The 16,750-nt window shown below is 44.0% G+C and carries 14 protein-coding genes; all 14 read left to right on the top strand.

The annotated features are described in order from the left end of the window. The first annotated feature begins 131 nt into the window (after nucleotides 1-131). The 14 genes from D5281_RS05950 (at nucleotide 132) to ybeY (ending at nucleotide 16,749) form a co-directional block, all read left to right on the top strand. Nucleotides 132-2,828 carry an FtsK/SpoIIIE family DNA translocase gene (locus D5281_RS05950; RefSeq protein WP_160559218.1) on the top strand — a complete coding sequence of 899 codons (2,697 nt, stop codon included), beginning with the start codon at nucleotides 132-134 and terminating at the stop codon, nucleotides 2,826-2,828. A 79-nt stretch (nucleotides 2,829-2,907) separates the two neighbouring features. Continuing rightward, nucleotides 2,908-4,578: a formate--tetrahydrofolate ligase gene (locus D5281_RS05945; protein WP_160559217.1), complete on the top strand. Its 1,671-nt coding sequence runs from the start codon at nucleotides 2,908-2,910 to the stop codon at nucleotides 4,576-4,578. Nucleotides 4,579-4,592: 14 nt separating this feature from the next. Continuing rightward, nucleotides 4,593-5,438: a bifunctional methylenetetrahydrofolate dehydrogenase/methenyltetrahydrofolate cyclohydrolase FolD gene (gene folD, locus D5281_RS05940; RefSeq protein WP_160559216.1), complete on the top strand. Its 846-nt coding sequence runs from the start codon at nucleotides 4,593-4,595 to the stop codon at nucleotides 5,436-5,438. 20 nt (nucleotides 5,439-5,458) lie between these two features. Further along, nucleotides 5,459-6,994 carry a chitobiase/beta-hexosaminidase C-terminal domain-containing protein gene (locus D5281_RS05935; protein ID WP_160559215.1) on the top strand — a complete coding sequence of 512 codons (1,536 nt, stop codon included), beginning with the start codon at nucleotides 5,459-5,461 and terminating at the stop codon, nucleotides 6,992-6,994. 49 nt (nucleotides 6,995-7,043) lie between these two features. Further along, on the top strand, nucleotides 7,044-7,931 hold the full coding sequence (locus D5281_RS05930) for a sulfide/dihydroorotate dehydrogenase-like FAD/NAD-binding protein (protein ID WP_160559214.1): 888 nt from the start codon (nucleotides 7,044-7,046) through the stop codon (nucleotides 7,929-7,931). After that, entirely contained in the window at nucleotides 7,928-9,316 is a 1,389-nt protein-coding gene (gene gltA, locus D5281_RS05925; RefSeq protein ID WP_334296607.1) for an NADPH-dependent glutamate synthase, read from the top strand. The genes D5281_RS05930 and gltA overlap by 4 nt, the downstream gene beginning before the upstream one ends. Nucleotides 9,317-9,602: 286 nt before the next feature. Next, a complete protein-coding gene (locus D5281_RS05920; RefSeq protein ID WP_160559212.1) occupies nucleotides 9,603-10,721 on the top strand; it encodes an MORN repeat-containing protein in 1,119 nt (372 codons plus the stop codon). A 100-nt stretch (nucleotides 10,722-10,821) separates the two neighbouring features. Beyond that, nucleotides 10,822-11,559 (top strand): hypothetical protein, encoded by a 738-nt coding sequence (locus D5281_RS05915; RefSeq protein WP_160559211.1) that lies wholly within the window; start codon nucleotides 10,822-10,824, stop codon nucleotides 11,557-11,559. Continuing rightward, the gene (rlmH, locus tag D5281_RS05910) at nucleotides 11,556-12,035 is read left to right on the top strand and encodes a 23S rRNA (pseudouridine(1915)-N(3))-methyltransferase RlmH (RefSeq protein WP_160559210.1); all 480 of its coding nucleotides are present in this window, start codon (nucleotides 11,556-11,558) and stop codon (nucleotides 12,033-12,035) included. Before D5281_RS05915 ends, rlmH begins: the two co-directional genes overlap by 4 nt. A 219-nt stretch (nucleotides 12,036-12,254) precedes the next feature. Then, nucleotides 12,255-12,593 carry a YabP/YqfC family sporulation protein gene (locus D5281_RS05905; RefSeq protein ID WP_277935205.1) on the top strand — a complete coding sequence of 113 codons (339 nt, stop codon included), beginning with the start codon at nucleotides 12,255-12,257 and terminating at the stop codon, nucleotides 12,591-12,593. 127 nt (nucleotides 12,594-12,720) lie between these two features. After that, nucleotides 12,721-13,971, top strand: coding sequence for a sporulation protein YqfD (locus D5281_RS05900; RefSeq protein ID WP_160559209.1), 1,251 nt, complete (start codon nucleotides 12,721-12,723; stop codon nucleotides 13,969-13,971). Between the two features lie 16 nt (nucleotides 13,972-13,987). Continuing rightward, on the top strand, nucleotides 13,988-15,034 hold the full coding sequence (locus D5281_RS05895; protein WP_160559208.1) for a PhoH family protein: 1,047 nt from the start codon (nucleotides 13,988-13,990) through the stop codon (nucleotides 15,032-15,034). Then, nucleotides 15,018-16,253 carry a hypothetical protein gene (locus D5281_RS05890; protein WP_160559207.1) on the top strand — a complete coding sequence of 412 codons (1,236 nt, stop codon included), beginning with the start codon at nucleotides 15,018-15,020 and terminating at the stop codon, nucleotides 16,251-16,253. Before D5281_RS05895 ends, D5281_RS05890 begins: the two co-directional genes overlap by 17 nt. Beyond that, nucleotides 16,237-16,749, top strand: a complete 513-nt coding sequence (gene ybeY / locus D5281_RS05885; protein ID WP_160559206.1) for an rRNA maturation RNase YbeY — start codon at nucleotides 16,237-16,239, stop codon at nucleotides 16,747-16,749. The genes D5281_RS05890 and ybeY overlap by 17 nt, the downstream gene beginning before the upstream one ends. The last annotated feature ends 1 nt before the right edge of the window (nucleotide 16,750 follow it).

Below are 16,750 nucleotides of genomic sequence, written 5' to 3'. Positions count from 1 at the left end.
ACTATATAAGATTTTTATTTGCGGTCTATCGGGAGTATGGGAGATTAGATTGAAAAATCTCCGATTTTTCAATTAACAAATTTGTGCTTACGCCCAAATTTGCGGGGTGTTGGAAAGAATGGGGGATTAGTATGGCACAGACGAGGAGAAGCAGCGCAGGCAATGGGAAAAAGAGCGCAAAAAGCAGGTCTTCTAAAGGAAGAACAACAAAAAACAGCAGGCAGACGGAGCCTTTGGATGTGGCGCTCCGTAATGAAATTATTTTGATTGTACTATTTGCGGCAGCTGTATTTTTATTTTTATGTAATTTTGGTATAGTAGGGGTAATGGGGAAGGCGGTCAGCGATGTTCAATTTGGAATTTTCGGATTGACGGCTTATGTGATGCCTCCGATCCTGTTTTTGATGATTGCCTTTGGTATGGTAAACAGCGGCAGTTCTATAGCGGTCCGTAAGCTGGTGGCAGGAGTTGTGATGCTCTTTTTGTTGGGAATCGTGTTTGAGCTTTTTACAGGAGCGCCGCAGGAAGCGAAGGAGTACGAAATTGGAGAGATTTATAAAAGCTGCGCACAGGCTCACAGCGGGGGCGGCGTGTTAGCCGGTTCCCTCGCTTATTTCAGTTATCATTTTCTGGGGCTGGCAGGTACAATCCTTATTTTGACCGTGGGAGCGATTATCTCTATTGTGGTTCTGACAGATAAATCCTTCGTGTCGAGTGTGAAATCCGGCGGCAGGAAGGTTTATGAGCGTTCCGCAGAGGATGCGGCCTATCGCAGGGAACGGGCCAAAGAGCGCAGACAACAGCAGGAGGAAGGAAGAAAACGCAGAGAGGAAGAAAAGCGGATTCGGGCTGAGGAACGTGAAAATGAAAAGATTCTGCGTATGGATAAAAAGGTCAGCGGCGTCATGTTGGATACTTCTCTTACGGCGAAAGAAGAATGGACAAAGGAAAGGGATGATATCCATGAGATTAATCTGACTGATTTTGAAGATCAGATGGAAGAAGCCGAAGAACAGACCACAGGAGAAAATCCTGCCTTTGATTTTGATAAAATCCGGATTAACAGCGCCTATTCGGAGGAGTATGAGAATGGGAACGATGAGCTTGCGGAGATAACGGATTTGTTTGCATCGCAGGAGTCTGAGGATATGTCCGAATATACACCTGCAGATATGTCTGTTCAGGGAACCATGCAAAATACGGCTGACATCAGGGAAGGGGAACTGGCAGGCACAGCAAAAGAAAGACCTGCTGTTGCAAGACCCTCCTCATACAGCGGTTCTGAGGGCAAAACAGATGATGGGCAGGGGGAACGCGATAAAGTATTGCAGATGCCCAAAAAAGATCCAATCCCTAAAAAGTACATATTTCCACCGCTTAACAAGCTGGTAAAAGGGAAAGGAAAGGGAGGCGATTCCGCAAAAGAATTAAAGGAAACCGCCTTAAGACTGCAGCAGACCTTGCAGACCTTTGGTGTACGTGTTACAATCACGGATATCAGCCAAGGGCCATCTGTTACCAGATTTGAATTACAGCCGGAGCAGGGAGTTAAGGTAAGTAAGATTGTAGGTCTTTCCGATGATATTAAATTAAATCTGGCAGCTACGGATATTCGGATCGAAGCGCCGATTCCGGGGAAAGCGGCTGTGGGAATTGAGGTGCCTAACAAGGAAAATATGATGGTGGCGCTGCGGGATTTGTTGGAAAGCAAGGAGTTTCAAAGCTTTCCATCTAAGCTTGCCTTTGCGGTGGGGAAGGACATCGGCGGTAAGGTGGTTGTGGCGGACATCGCCAAAATGCCGCACATGCTCATTGCCGGTGCAACCGGTTCCGGTAAATCGGTCTGTATTAATACCCTCATTATGAGTATTTTATATAAGGCGCATCCGGAAGATGTTAAACTGATTATGGTTGACCCTAAGGTAGTGGAGCTCAGTGTCTATAATGGTATTCCACACCTGCTAATTCCAGTGGTGACAGATCCCAAGAAAGCTTCCTCTGCACTGCAGTGGAGCGTAGCGGAGATGAACGACAGATATCAAAAGTTTGCAGATTTTAATGTAAGGGATTTAAAGGGCTATAATAAAAAGATAGAATCTATGCAGGAAAAGGGGGAGGCGGGAGATTTAAAGAAGCTGCCTCAGATTGTGATTATTGTGGACGAGCTTGCGGACCTTATGATGGTTTGCCCCGGGGAGGTGGAGGAATCTATCTGCCGTCTGGCCCAGCTGGCGAGAGCGGCAGGGCTTCACTTAATCATTGCAACCCAAAGACCTTCCGTAGATGTCATTACGGGACTTATCAAAGCAAATATGCCCAGCCGCGTGGCATTCAGCGTTTCAAGCGGCGTGGATTCCCGTACCATATTAGATATGAATGGAGCGGAAAAGCTGTTGGGTAAAGGAGATATGCTTTTTTATCCGCAGGGGTACAGTAAGCCTGCCAGAGTGCAGGGCGCCTTTGTATCGGATAAAGAAGTGTCGGATGTAGTAGAGTTTCTGAAAAATCAGACCCTTGGAAATATATATGATACGGATGTGCAGGAAAAAATTTCTACCTATGGAAGCAGCCTGGGGGGAGCGTCCGGATCCGGTGAAGGCACAGACCGGGATCAGTACTTTGTGGAAGCCGCCAGATTTATCATTGAAAAGGATAAGGCATCTATCGGAATGCTGCAGCGTATGTTCAAAATCGGATTTAACAGGGCGGCCAGAATTATGGATCAGCTCTGTGAGGCCGGCGTGGTTGGGGAAGAAGAAGGGACCAAGCCGCGCAAGGTACTTATGAGTGAGGAACAGTTCGAACAGTTTATAGAGGAGTCGCTATAGCAGAGCGTTGGCGCTTACGCCCCGGGTTGCAGGGGTGGTTAAAATTAGCGGTTAATTGTAAGGATGGAGGTTTAGCAGGATGAAAACAGATATTCAAATTGCACAGGAAGCAAAGCTTGACCCGATTGTGGAAGTGGCAAAGTCTCTTGGCATGAGCGGGGATGAATTGGAATTGTTTGGAAAATACAAGGCAAAAATATCGGATGCGTATCTGGAAAAAATCGCTGCCCGTCCGGATGGAAAACTGATTTTGGTTACGGCTATTAATCCAACTCCGGCAGGGGAGGGGAAAACCACTACCAGCGTAGGACTAGGACAGGCTTTTGGAAAACTTGGGAAAAGGGCTGTGATTGCCCTTAGAGAGCCTTCTTTAGGCCCCTGTTTTGGGATAAAGGGAGGCGCCGCCGGAGGCGGTTATGCCCAGGTGGTTCCTATGGAGGATTTAAATCTGCATTTTACCGGTGACTTTCATGCAATTACCTCTGCAAACAATCTGTTAGCAGCAATTCTGGATAATCATATCCAGCAGGGAAATGAGCTTGGCATTGATACCCGCCAGGTGGTATGGAAAAGATGTCTTGATATGAATGACAGAGTGCTCCGAAACGTGGTGGTGGGGCTTGGCGCAAAGGCAGACGGAACCGTGCGGGAGGATCATTTTGTCATTACGGTGGCTTCCGAAATTATGGCTGTGCTTTGTCTTGCCTGCGATTTAAAGGATTTAAAGGATAGACTGGGAAGAATGGTAGTTGCCTATAACGACCAGGGAGATCCGGTAACAGCTGCAGACTTAAATGCGGTAGGGGCTATGGCGGCGCTTCTTAAGGATGCCATGAAGCCTAATTTAATTCAGACATTGGAGCATACACCGGCGCTTGTCCATGGAGGGCCTTTTGCCAATATCGCCCACGGCTGTAATTCCTTAAGGGCAACAAAGGCGGCCCTGAAAATGGCGGATTATGTGGTGACGGAGGCAGGCTTTGGAGCCGATCTTGGGGCTGAGAAATTTTTTGATATCAAATGCAGAATTGGAGGCCTTAAGCCGGATGCGGTAGTGCTTGTCGCCACGATTCGGGCTCTGAAATATAATGGCGGTGTTCCCAAGACAGAGCTTAACAAAGAAAATTTATCTGCCCTTAAGGCGGGAATTGTCAACTTGGAAAAGCATATGGAAAATCTGCAAAAGTACGGGGTACCTGTGGTAGTGACGCTGAACAGCTTTGTGACCGATACGGAAGAAGAAGTGGCTTATGTGAAGCAGTTCTGCGAAAAGAGAGGCTGCGCCTTTGCCCTTTCGCAGGTTTGGGAAAAGGGCGGTGAAGGCGGTATAGCGCTTGCTAATGTGGTTTTGGATACATTAGAAAAGAAAGAAAGCAGCTTTCGGGTATTGTATGAAGATACATTAAGCCTGGAAGAAAAAATAGAGAAGGTTGCAGGGGAAATTTATGGAGCGGAGGGCGTTCATTATTCTGCCCAGGCGAAAACCCAGCTGCAAAGACTTGAAAAGCTGGGGTTCGGGAATTTACCTGTTTGTATGGCCAAAACGCAGTATTCCCTTTCTGATAATCCGGCGCTTTTAGGGCGTCCCGAACATTTTAAAATGGATGTCAGGGAGGTTTATGTTTCAGCAGGGGCCGGTTTTGTGGTGGTTCTTACGGGGGCAGTTATGACGATGCCGGGTCTTCCCAAAAAGCCGGTGGCATTTTCCATTGATGTAAATGAAGATGGTGTGATTACCGGCCTGTTTTAGAAAGGAGAAGCTATATGGCGGCGATAATAGATGGGAAAGTAATTTCTCTTGCGATAAAAGATGAACTTAAGAAAAAGGTTGAGGAGCTTAAGGAAAAAGGGATACAGATTCATCTGGCAGTTATTCAGGTGGGAGAAAATCCTGCGTCTGCTGTTTACGTGCGGAATAAGAAGAAAGGCTGTGAATACATAGGAATTGGTTCCTTGTCTTATGAACTTTCGGAGGAGACAAAACAGGAGGAGCTGCTTGCCCTGATTCAGGAATTAAATGAGAGGGAGGATGTAAACGGTATTCTGGTACAGCTTCCATTGCCGTCCCATATTGATGAAGATACGGTGATTCAGGCAATTGACCCGAAAAAGGATGTGGATGGCTTTCACCCCCAGAGCGTAGGGGCGCTGTGCATTAGTCAGCCGGGTTTTGTATCCTGTACACCGGCAGGTGTGATTCAGCTCCTGAAAAGAAGCGGTATTGAAATAGAAGGAAAGGAATGCGTGGTACTTGGCAGGAGTAATATTGTAGGTAAGCCTATGTCAATTTTGCTTTTGCGGGAAAATGCCACCGTTACCATTGCCCATTCGCGGACAAAGAATTTAAAAGAAGTGACAGGCAGAGCAGATATTCTGATTGCGGCAGTAGGCCGGCCTAAAATGATTACCAGGGACTATGTGAAAGAAGGGGCAGTGGTAATTGATGTGGGTATAAACAGAGATGAAAATAATAAGCTGTGCGGAGATGTGGATTTTGATGATGTGGCTCCGATATGCAGTGCAATTACGCCGGTTCCGGGAGGAGTAGGCCCTATGACGGTGGCGATGCTTCTTTATAATTGTGTTGAGTCGATTGGACTTCGTGCCTGAGATTTGAGGATTAAAAAAATATGAGGTGTTACAATTGTGGATGTGAAATGGCGGAAGGCCATTTGTATTGCGAAAAGTGCGGGGCAGAAATTCAGATGGTACCCGACTTTGAGCCGGAAATTGAAAATAGTATCACGGAAGTCTTATCCACAGTTGCTGAAGAAATAGAAGGAACTGCCTCCGTTAAAGAAACGGTGGATGATGATGATACTATCCATCAAAATGATGCAATGCATCAAAGTGACAGTGTTCCTCAAAAGGATAAACAGGATGAGAACGACCGGGACCTGCAAAAAAATAAATTATCCCAGATTTTTTTTGAAAAAGAACAGAGAAAAGGCCGGTTTGCATTAAGCCTTATCAGTTTTATTGTAATCACTCTGGCGGCCGTTTTCGTGACAGTGGCACTGTATCACAGGTTTTCGGCAAACTATCAAATAGAACAGGCCAGAGCATCTGCACTAAGAGGCGATTACGAAGAAGCAATTGCTTTTTTGGAGAAGGCCAGGATGCTGGAGGGCGATTCCTTTGAAATTGTTTTATTGGAAGCAGGCTATTATGATCAAATAGGAGAGAAGCAGAAGGCAGTTGATGTGCTGATTAAGTCAATCCGAAATAGGCATCTTACCTTTGAGGATGAGGAAAGGGCTTATGAAAATATAATTGCGATCTTTGACGAGGAGGAAAGATATGAGGATATAGCGAAGCTGCTTTCTTTTTGTGAGAATGCGGATATTGTGAATCATTTCCAAAAATACTTGGCTTTTGCACCAGAGTTTGGGTACGCGTCAGGAAATTACGATGAGGTAATTTTGCTAAAGATGAGCGCGAATACTGCGGGTAAGATTTACTATACTTTAGATGGCAGCAATCCGGATGAAAAAAGCGATGTTTATACCGCGCCCTTATTTTTAGAGTCGGGGGAATATCAGGTGGCGGCAGTGTTTGTGAATGACTATGGGGTTAAAAGCGATGTTGTCAGAAGCTGGTATATGATTAACCTGACAGCGCCGGATCCGCCGGAGGTATTTTTGGCAAGCGGAGATTATGATGTTCCCACCATGATTGAGGTGGGCGGCACTGAGACAGGAACAGTCTATTATACAATGGATGGCAGCAACCCTGGGAAAGACAGTCTGCAATATACAGGGCCTATAACAATGCCTCTTGGAAGGTCAAACTTTAAATTTGTGACAATCTCAGAGGAAGGGGTTTCCAGCGAAGTGGTAAGCAGAAGCTTTGATTTTACCCTGAAAACGGATGTAACTGTGGGGAAGGCCATAGACAATGTGGTGCAGGCCCTTTATGCAAGGAAGGTGCTTACGGATTTACAGGGGCATTCTACGGAAATTAAGGGAAAATATGTATTTCAGTATGATACTATTGTGGAAATCCCCAATTTGGGTTATTATTATGTTTTGAGTGAATATGTTGACGGTGATAATGGCGTTCGAACCAAAACAGAGCGTATGTATGCTGTGGAGGTTTATACAGGGGCGCCCAATCGTCTGATTTACGATGAAAATGGGCAGATGGGGCTTATTTCTTTACAATAAAATATGATAGGAAAATAAATTATCAATCAATGCAGGAAAGGAATCAGAAATGTACAAGATTTTAGAAGTAAAAGAGCTTGCTGCCAGTATTTATTATATGGTAGTGGAAGCAAAACGAGTGGCAAAAGCGTGTAAGCCCGGACAGTTTGTGATTGTCAGGGCGGATAAGGATGCGGAGCGTATTCCGCTGACAATTTGTGATTATGACAGAGAAAAGGGAACGGTAACCATTGTATTTCAGATTGTAGGGGCAGGGACACAGATGATGGCAGCCTTAAAAGCAGGGGATGCATTTCATGATTTCGTAGGGCCCCTGGGCTGTCCTTCCGAGTTTGTGTCGGAAGACTTAGAAACCTTAAAGCAGAAAAAAATGTTGTTTGTGGCAGGCGGTGTGGGTACGGCACCTGTATATCCTCAGGTAAAATGGCTTCATGAGAGAGGGATTGATGCAGATGTGATTGTGGGCGCCAAAACCAAAGAGCTGCTTATTTTAGAAGAAGAAATGAAAGCGGTAGCCGGCAATTTGTACATAACCACAGATGACGGCTCTTATGGGAGAAGCGGTATGGTGACACAGACCATCAGCGATCTGGTGGGAGAAGGAAAGCGTTATGATGTCTGTGTTGCAATCGGCCCTATGATTATGATGAAATTTGTCTGCAAGCTCACAAAAGAATTAGAACTGCCCACCATTGTCAGCCTGAATCCTATCATGGTGGACGGAACAGGAATGTGCGGTGCATGCCGTGTGACGGTAGGCGGCAAGGTGAAATTTGCCTGTGTGGACGGCCCTGAATTTGACGGACATCAGGTGAATTTTGATGAAGCAATGCAGCGTCAGCAGATTTACAAGACAGAAGAAGGCAGAGCATTCCTCAAAGCGAAGGAAGGGGATACCCATCATGGCGGATGTGGAAATTGCGGAGGTGACAAATAATGGATGTATTAAAAAAAGTTCCGGTAAGAGAGCAGGATGCAAAGGAGCGGGCGGCCAACTTTGAGGAGGTCTGCTTAGGATATAAGAAAGAGGAAGCAATGGAGGAAGCGGCAAGATGCATTAACTGTAAAAATGCACAGTGCATCAAGGGCTGTCCGGTGTCCATTGATATTCCGGGCTTTATTGAAAAGATAAAGGAAGGAGATATAGAGGCGGCTTATCAGGTAATCAGTGCGTCTTCCTCCCTTCCGGCAGTCTGCGGACGTGTCTGTCCTCAGGAGAGTCAATGCGAAGGAAAATGTATCAGAGGTATTAAGGGCGAGCCAATTTCCATAGGCAAGTTGGAACGTTTTGCTGCAGACTGGGCAGGCGAAAATGGAATTAAGCCGCAGGGAGCAGAGCGTAAAAACGGAAAGAAGGTAGCCGTAATCGGTTCCGGGCCGGCCGGACTTACCTGTGCGGGGGACCTTGCAAAGATGGGCTATGATGTGACCATTTTTGAGGCTCTCCATGAACCGGGCGGTGTTTTGGTATATGGTATTCCGGAATTCCGTCTTCCCAAGTCAAAGGTGGTGACGAAGGAAATTGAAAATGTGAAATCTCTTGGGGTAAAAATTGAGACAAACGTGGTAGTGGGGAAATCTGTTACCATTGATGAGCTTTTAGGAGAGGAAGGCTTTGACGCCGTGTTTATCGGCTCTGGTGCGGGACTTCCAAAGTTCATGGGAATCCCCGGCGAACAGGCAAACGGCGTTTTTTCCGCCAATGAATATCTGACCAGAAGCAATCTGATGAAAGCGTTTGATGAAGAATCCGCAACACCGATTATGCGGGGCAAAAAGGTAGCGGTAGTAGGCGGCGGAAATGTGGCCATGGACGCTGCGAGAACTGCCCTGCGTCTGGGTGCAGAGGTACATATTGTATACAGAAGAAGCGAGGAAGAACTACCAGCCCGTGTGGAAGAAGTGCACCATGCAAAGGAGGAGGGAATTATATTTAACCTTCTCACCAATCCGGTGGAAATTCTTGCAGACGAAAAGGGCTGGGTACACGGAATTAAGTGTATCAAAATGGAATTAGGAGAGCCGGATGCATCAGGGCGCAGACGTCCTATTGAAGTTCCGGGTTCTGAATTTGAGATAGAAGTGGACACGGTCATCATGTCCCTCGGAACATCCCCCAATCCTCTTATTTCTTCTACCACGGAAGGATTAGAGGTGAATAAGTGGAAATGTATTATTGCAGATGAAGAATTTGGCAAGACCACAAAAGAAGGAGTTTATGCAGGAGGGGACGCTGTCACCGGCGCTGCCACTGTTATTCTTGCAATGGGCGCGGGACGCGCAGGAGCAAAGGGAATTGATGCTTATTTGACAAAAGCCTAACAGGCCGTGTGAAGGATAAAGTCAAAAACCCCGTAAAAATAAAATGACGATAAGAGGTGTAAAGTCTGTAGAACATGACTTTACACCTTTTTCCGCCGGTAAAGCCTGTTTTGCGGAAAGTTTTGCATTTGAAGTATAAAATAAGAAAATATTAATAAATTTTATAGGGGAAATTAAATTGTTTACGGTATAGTCATATCATAAGCAAAAAGAGAAAGACGATTTTACATATGGTCCGGTACCGCAGGCAATGCTTGCGGATTGCTGGCAAGAATGGGGGATTCGTATGAAAAAGTTATTTGAGGAAGATGACAATGAATATTCGGGTGTTGACAGAGCAAAGATTTTGGTGACGGTGCTTCCCTTTATCCTGATTATTATCATTCTTGCTATTACACTGATTGTCAATAGTATAAAGAAGAAAGGGGATGACCTTGATGATTTACAGAAGAATATCATGGAATACACCGATGAAAATCAGGAAGCCCGGACAGAGGAATCTTCGCAGCAGACATCTTCCTCCTCCGTAGTAAATCAAAAAGACGATTCTGATCAGGACAGGTCCGGCGAGAATATGCCGGCTGGGCAGACGCAGCAAGATGGGGATGATAATGGGGAAAATCATGGAAATGATGCAGGCGAAGAAGACATAAGCGCCGGCGCCTCTCCCACGCCTTACCAGGAGGCTATGAAGGCGCAGAAGGATTACAGTAAAGTTTCGTTCCATACCCCGGAACAGCTTAAGGATATGATGGCTTATTGGAGCGACAACAATCAAAAAGCAATAAATGACCTTGTCTATTTAGATCATTACCTTGCTATGTCCTGGAGCCTTAAGGGTACCAAAAACTTTTATTACTATGGTGACACCAATGGAAATGGGCAACCCAATGGAAAAGGGGTTGCCGTATATGCAGATAACCAGTATTATTATGGCGATTGGGCAAATGGTATGAGAAGCGGAAAGGGAACCTGGATGCATTTTCATATTCATCAAACCACAAATTCAAATGATTTATACACCTATCACCATTATACGGGGGAATGGGTGAACGACCTTCCACAGGGAGAAGGCTCCGAGCATTATGACTATGACATGAATCTTATTACAGGCAATGATGGATATGTGACAAACCGTATTGGAAGCTATGATGCAGGGCTTGTAAATGGAGAATTTTATATCATTACAATTTATGAGGATAACAGTATCAAAGAATGGAATGCAGAAGCTGATCATGGTACATGGGTTTACCAAAATGAAAACAAGGACAAAAAAGGAAACAGAACCGTGTACGTGGAGATACAAGACCCCAACAATTATGTCTGGCTCCATCCAAAGAAAAATGTGGGAATAGGTGTGCCCTGTTTAATCGTTCCTGAGTCAAAAACCCCTACGGCAAGCTAACCTTTTTCGGCCCGAATGAGAGATATAATTTGGATAAAGTAGTGGAAACCTATGCCAATCCGTAGTAAAATAAACGAAGGGGTTAAAGGAGGTATAGGTTATGGGATGGTGCCCAAAGTGCAAAAGCGAATATGTATCAGGGATAACGGTATGTGCAGATTGTGGCTGTGAACTGGTGGACGAGCTGAAAGAGCAGAAAGAGGATGATACTTTTGAGCTTTTTGGAAGTGAAAGATCTGCCTTGATGGAAAATTCGATGAATAGAAAGGAAGATGATACAGTGCATTCCGAAAAAGTTTCGGGGGAAGCAGAGGATGAACCATTTTCTTTTGACGAGGAGGATGAACCATACCAGTATCGTCCGGTTTACATCAATAATGAGGAAAAAGCAGAAGAAAATAGAACTTCGGCCTATACACTGCTGATTGTAGGGGGCCTGGGTATTATTCTGGTCATTTTATTCTTTTTGGGGATAATTGACATCAAGGTATCTCTCATAAACAAATATATGATAACCGGGGTAATGGGGGTTTTATTTGTTTTGTTTCTTATCATGGGAATCATCTCCATGAAGAACTTTAAGGTATTGAAGAAAAAGGCCACCAGTGAAAATAATTTGACAAAAGAAGTTCAAAACTGGTGCATAGAAAACCTGAAAAGGGATACCATCGATGAGATATTAGGGTTAGAGGGCCAGCAGGAGGAATTGAAATATTTTCAACGTTTTGATTACATAAAAAAAGCAATTAAAAAGCAGTTTTTAAATTTGGACGAGGGATATCTGGACAGATTGATAGAGGAAACCTATTCAGGTATTTTTGAGGAAGACGGGGAATGAAAATCACCCTTATTTGTGTTGGTAAAATAAAAGAAGACTTTTACAGAAAGGCTGTTTCGGAATATGTAAAGCGCCTTGGCAGATACTGCAGACTGGAGATGATAGAGGTGGCGGATGAAAAGACGCCTGATCATATAGGCTCGGCCGAGGAGGAACTTATCAAAGAAAAGGAAGCAGCCCGTATTTTGAAATTCATAAAAGAGGATGCCTATGTTTTTACGCTGGAAATTCAGGGAAAAAATCCGGATTCGGTATCTTTTGCAAATCAATTAAACCAATTGGCAGTTCAGGGGAAAAGCCATATTACGTTTGTGATAGGCGGTTCCCTTGGGCTTCATAAGAGCGTATCAAAAGCGGCAAATCAGGCGATAAGCTTTTCCAATATGACTTTTCCACATCAATTAATGAGAGTTATTTTACTTGAGCAGATATACAGAGGTTATCGGATTAATAAGGGAGAGCCCTACCATAAATAAGGATCCGGTTATCATTGGGATTATAAAATAGGTATAGTAGTTATTTTTTCATCATATAGTAGTGTGGAGAAAACATTAAGAAACGCTAAGGGGACGAAAAACGCCGCCTAAGAGTTGCGAAATGTTTCAGAGAATGTTCAAAATACAGGCATTCTCCGTCAGGATTTGTGTTGCCGGCGCTTACGCCCAAATTGGAAGGCTATGGAAACATAGAGGATTATGATGAAAAAAGGATATCGAAAATTTAGAAATAACTGGAACAGAACCAGAGATGAAAGGAAAGAAGATGAACGCACTTCAGGTAAGGAGCTGGTGGTGGAATCCCTGCATCTTCCCAAGGATTCTCTGCTGGGAGCATCTATCGTTACCATAACGGGTAACGCGGATGTGTTTGTGGAGAATTATAAAGGGATTATAGAATATACCAGCCAGGTTATTTTGCTTCAGGGAAAGACCTGTAAAATAAAGATTTGTGGAAAACGGTTGAACATTGTTTATTATACGAATGAGGATATGAAGATAAGCGGATGCGTGGAAGCGGTCCATTATTTGGCATAACAAAGGTTGCTGGAAGTATGGGGCTTTTGGAAACGTGGAGGTTAGATTGAAAAATCTTCGATTTTTCAATCAACAAATTTGTGCTTACGCCCGAATTTGAGGGCACTGGCAAGAATGAGGGATTAGTATGATAGAAGTCATTCGTTTTATGAAGGGTTACCTGCTCATAAGGGTTTGTGGCTTTTCTCCGGAAAGATTTATGAATCTTTGCAGTAACCATAACATATTTCTTTGGGATATAGAAAATCATGGTGAATATTATACAATGAAAATCAGCCTTAAGGGATTTTACCAGATTAAGGGTATTACGAGGAAAACAGGTACAAGGGTAGTCATAGCAAAGCGTTATGGACTACCCTTTCTTTCTCTGCGGATGTGGAGACGCAGGATTTTTCTTTTTGGGCTTTTGGGGAGTCTTTTCTTTTGGATGTGGATGTCAAGATATATCTGGGCCATTGAGGTGGAAGGAAACTATTATGTGACCACAGATATTTTTCAGGATTTCTTAAATGAAAATGGATTTCAGGTGGGAATGAAAAAGGATGAAGTAGTGATTGAACAGCTGGAAAAGAGCATCAGAAGTGAGTTTGATATTGTTACTTGGACATCCGCCCGGATAGAGGGCACAAGACTGTTGATTCAGGTAAAGGAGAATGATTTGATTTCGGTGCAGGAACAGGTGCCCCAGGAAATGGAAGAAGGAGAAGGGCTTGATCTGGTGGCCGGAAAGGAAGGGGAAATTGTCAGTATTGTAACGCGAAGCGGCGTTCCAAAGGTAAGCGCCGGAACCATGGTTCAGGAAGGCGATGTGCTTGTGGAGGGTGGCGTTCCGATTATGAACGAGGATGGAACGATAAGAAGGTATGAATATTGCAGGGCAGATGCAGACATTATGTTAAGGTGTGTTTATCGGCTGACAGAGGATCTTGATGAAAAATATGAGCAAAAGCAGTATACGGGAAAGGAAAAAAAGCGCCCCTTTGTCATGTTGGGAACGAAAAAGCTGAGTATACCTGCTTTTGGAGGGGAATATGGGGAATTTGATGTTGTGGAGGAAAAAAGCCAGCTTAAGGTGTTTGAAAATTATTATCTGCCCTTATATTTTGGATGCGATTACGTCAGGGAATACGTCACAGAAGAAAAAATATATGAAAAGGATGAAGTAAAAAGGCTGTTTGAAGATAAAATACAAAAATTTTTAGAAAGTTTACAGGAAAAGGGGGTTCAAATTATAGAAAAAAATGTTACAATAAATAAAGTTTCCGGTGTATGGAAGATGCAGGTGGATTTTCTGGCAGTGGAAAAGACAGGGACAGAAAGAAAAACCACACTCATGCAGATGGAGGAAGATACGGTGCCGGAGGAAAATCAGGAATAATGATTAGGAGTAATGCATGGAAGAAATCTCTGAAATAGTGCAAGTGCCAATGGAAGATGAGCAAAATATTTTCGGGCAGTTTGACAGTCATATCAAGAAGCTGGAGCGGCAGCTTCAGGTATCTATTGCGGACCGGAATGGCGAGGTGCGCATCAGCGGCAGTAAAGCTCATGTGAATAAGGCAAAAGCGATCATACGTGAGCTGACGGAATTTTCAATGAGGGGAAATATAATCCAGGAACAGAACGTGGATTATGCAATTGCAATGAGTATGGAAGAAAATGATGATGTTTTATTGGAAATAGATAAAGACTGTATCTGCCATACGGTGTCGGGCAAGCCGGTAAAGGCTAAGACCTTAGGGCAGAAGCAGTATGTGGATGCAATCAGGGACAATATGATTGTATTTGGTTTAGGCCCTGCCGGTACAGGGAAAACCTACCTGGCTATGGCTATGGCCATAACTGCGTTTAAAGATCAGGAAGTGGAGAGAATCATACTGACAAGGCCGGCCATTGAAGCAGGTGAAAAGCTGGGATTTCTTCCTGGAGATTTGCAAAGTAAGGTTGACCCTTATCTAAGGCCCTTATACGATGCGCTGCATCAGATTATGGGGGCGGAAACCTTTATGAAAAATATGGAGAAGGGATTGATTGAGGTGGCACCTCTTGCTTATATGAGAGGGCGTACCCTTGACAACGCATATATTATTTTGGACGAGGCGCAGAATACCACCCCGGCCCAGATGAAAATGTTTCTCACAAGAATTGGTTTTGGTTCTAAGGTAATGATAACCGGGGACGCTTCGCAGAAGGACTTGGCGCCCGGCGTGGCATCCGGCCTTGATGTGGCTCTTAAAGTGCTCCACAATATCGAAGGAATTGCATTTTGCAAAATGACAAGCCGCGATGTGGTAAGGCATCCTTTGGTTCAGAAGATTGTGAAGGCATATGAGGATTACGAAAGTAATCCCAGGAATCGTCTAGTAGATTACTCCGTGAACAAAGGAAGTGAAAGAAATAAACGCAGGGGCAAAGGGACAGGCTATGGCAAGAAACAGTAAGAGAGAACAAAATGACTGGATGCTTTCAGAATCAAAAAAAGAACAGAGCGAAACAGTCTTTCAAATAAGCATATTTTTTCTGACAATTGCAGGAAGCGTATTGGCCGCATTTTTGTATCAAAAGCCGGTTGATGAGATTGCCAGTATTGCGGTTATGTCCGGCGTGGGTGCAGGAATTGTATGGTTTTTATTGGGAAAGTGCAGAGAGGATAAAGAATTTTTATATGACAGGGCAGGGCATATAAACAGATTTTTCTTTTTATACCTGATTTCTTTGATTGGAAGCGTACTATTTCCGCTGCTGCCAGCCGGAGGATGGCCCTATCAGGTCATTTTTATTGGGCTTATGCTCTTTAGCAATCAGATGACAGGGATTTGTGCAGGATGTACCCTGCTGATGATATCGGTATTACTGCAAGGCGGAGAAGACGGGCTGTTTTTCATTTATTTTATCAGCGGTCTGGTTGGAATTGCGGTATTTTCGGTATTGGACGAGGCTTTTAAAATCTGGACGCCAACGCTTATTTCCCTGCTGATACAGATGACATGCCTTTCTCTGCAGGAGGTATTATTTGCCAATGAGGTATTTTCCTTTCAGATGTTTTTTATACCGGAGATCAATATTCTGGTTAATTTTATCTTGCTGATGATTCTGCTGAAAGTTTTCCGTATTTTTGTTATGAACCGGGAGCGGGATTGGTATGCAGACATAAATGACCCTGAGCATCCGCTTTTGCTGGAACTGATGGCAAATTCAAAGGATGAATATTTCCATGCGGTTCATACAGCATATTTGTGTGAAAAGGCAGCGAAAAGTCTGAATCTGGACGATGCGCTGGCCAAGGCATGCGGTTATTATCACAGGATTGGTATCATCAGAGGAGAAAACAGCTGGGAGAGAGTAAAGGATATTTTGCTGGCAAACAATTTTCCTAAGGAGGTCCAGGAAATCCTGCAGGAATATTTGGATGAGCGGGAAAAAATTGTATCAAAAGAAGCGGTGGTACTTTTTTTCTGTGATACGGTGGCGTCCTCTATCAGCTATTTGTTCTCTAAGGATGCTAAAATTGAATTGAACTATCATCAAATCATCAGTGCTATACTGGATAAAAAAATGGAGAGCGGTCTGATTGCTTCCAGCAATATATCCTTTAAAGAGATTGAAGAAATAAAAAATATACTGGCAGAGGAAAAAAATTATTATGACTTCCTGCGTTGAAAATGAAACAGATGTTACGTTTGAATTTGATATAAAAAAAATACTTAGCCTTATCATGGAGCAGGTACTTTCGGAAGAAAACTGTCCCTATGAAGCGCAGGTAAATCTCCTGTTGACAGACAATGTGGGCATTCATGAATTGAATCGACAGTACAGACAGGTGGATTCCCCTACGGATGTGCTTTCTTTTCCTATGATTGACTTTGAAAAAGAGGCGGATTTTTCCATTGTGGGGGAGAGGGAAGCGGATTACTTTGATCCGGACAGCGGAGAGCTTCTTTTGGGAGACATTATTATTTCCGTAGATAAGGTGGCGGAGCAGGCCCTTAAATACGGGCATTCTAAAAAGAGAGAATTTGCTTTTCTGGTGGCGCACAGTATGCTTCATCTTTGTGGATATGACCATATGACAAAAAAGGAGGCGTGTGTGATGGAGGAAAAGCAGGAAAAGGTGTTATCAGCGCTAGGGATTACAAGGGATAGAGAACAGACATAAG

This window comes from Parablautia muri, from assembly GCF_009917485.1.
GTDB classification, from domain to species: domain Bacteria; phylum Bacillota; class Clostridia; order Lachnospirales; family Lachnospiraceae; genus Suilimivivens; species Suilimivivens muri.
Note: the sequence above shows the minus strand (reverse complement) of the source record. Positions and strands in the feature narration are given on the sequence as shown.

Excerpts from the sequence above, each read along its gene's own strand:
- D5281_RS05915 (WP_160559211.1), top strand. The coding sequence starts at position 10,822 with ATGGGATGGTGCCCAAAGTGCAAAAGCGAATATGTATCAGGGATAACG.
- D5281_RS05930 (WP_160559214.1), top strand. The coding sequence starts at position 7,044 with ATGTACAAGATTTTAGAAGTAAAAGAGCTTGCTGCCAGTATTTATTAT.
- rlmH (WP_160559210.1), top strand. The coding sequence starts at position 11,556 with ATGAAAATCACCCTTATTTGTGTTGGTAAAATAAAAGAAGACTTTTAC.
- D5281_RS05935 (WP_160559215.1), top strand. The coding sequence starts at position 5,459 with ATGAGGTGTTACAATTGTGGATGTGAAATGGCGGAAGGCCATTTGTAT.
- D5281_RS05900 (WP_160559209.1), top strand. The coding sequence starts at position 12,721 with ATGATAGAAGTCATTCGTTTTATGAAGGGTTACCTGCTCATAAGGGTT.
- D5281_RS05920 (WP_160559212.1), top strand. The coding sequence starts at position 9,603 with ATGAAAAAGTTATTTGAGGAAGATGACAATGAATATTCGGGTGTTGAC.
- folD (WP_160559216.1), top strand. The coding sequence starts at position 4,593 with ATGGCGGCGATAATAGATGGGAAAGTAATTTCTCTTGCGATAAAAGAT.
- D5281_RS05950 (WP_160559218.1), top strand. The coding sequence starts at position 132 with ATGGCACAGACGAGGAGAAGCAGCGCAGGCAATGGGAAAAAGAGCGCA.
- D5281_RS05905 (WP_277935205.1), top strand. The coding sequence starts at position 12,255 with ATGATGAAAAAAGGATATCGAAAATTTAGAAATAACTGGAACAGAACC.
- D5281_RS05890 (WP_160559207.1), top strand. The coding sequence starts at position 15,018 with ATGGCAAGAAACAGTAAGAGAGAACAAAATGACTGGATGCTTTCAGAA.
- ybeY (WP_160559206.1), top strand. The coding sequence starts at position 16,237 with ATGACTTCCTGCGTTGAAAATGAAACAGATGTTACGTTTGAATTTGAT.
- D5281_RS05895 (WP_160559208.1), top strand. The coding sequence starts at position 13,988 with ATGGAAGAAATCTCTGAAATAGTGCAAGTGCCAATGGAAGATGAGCAA.
- D5281_RS05945 (WP_160559217.1), top strand. The coding sequence starts at position 2,908 with ATGAAAACAGATATTCAAATTGCACAGGAAGCAAAGCTTGACCCGATT.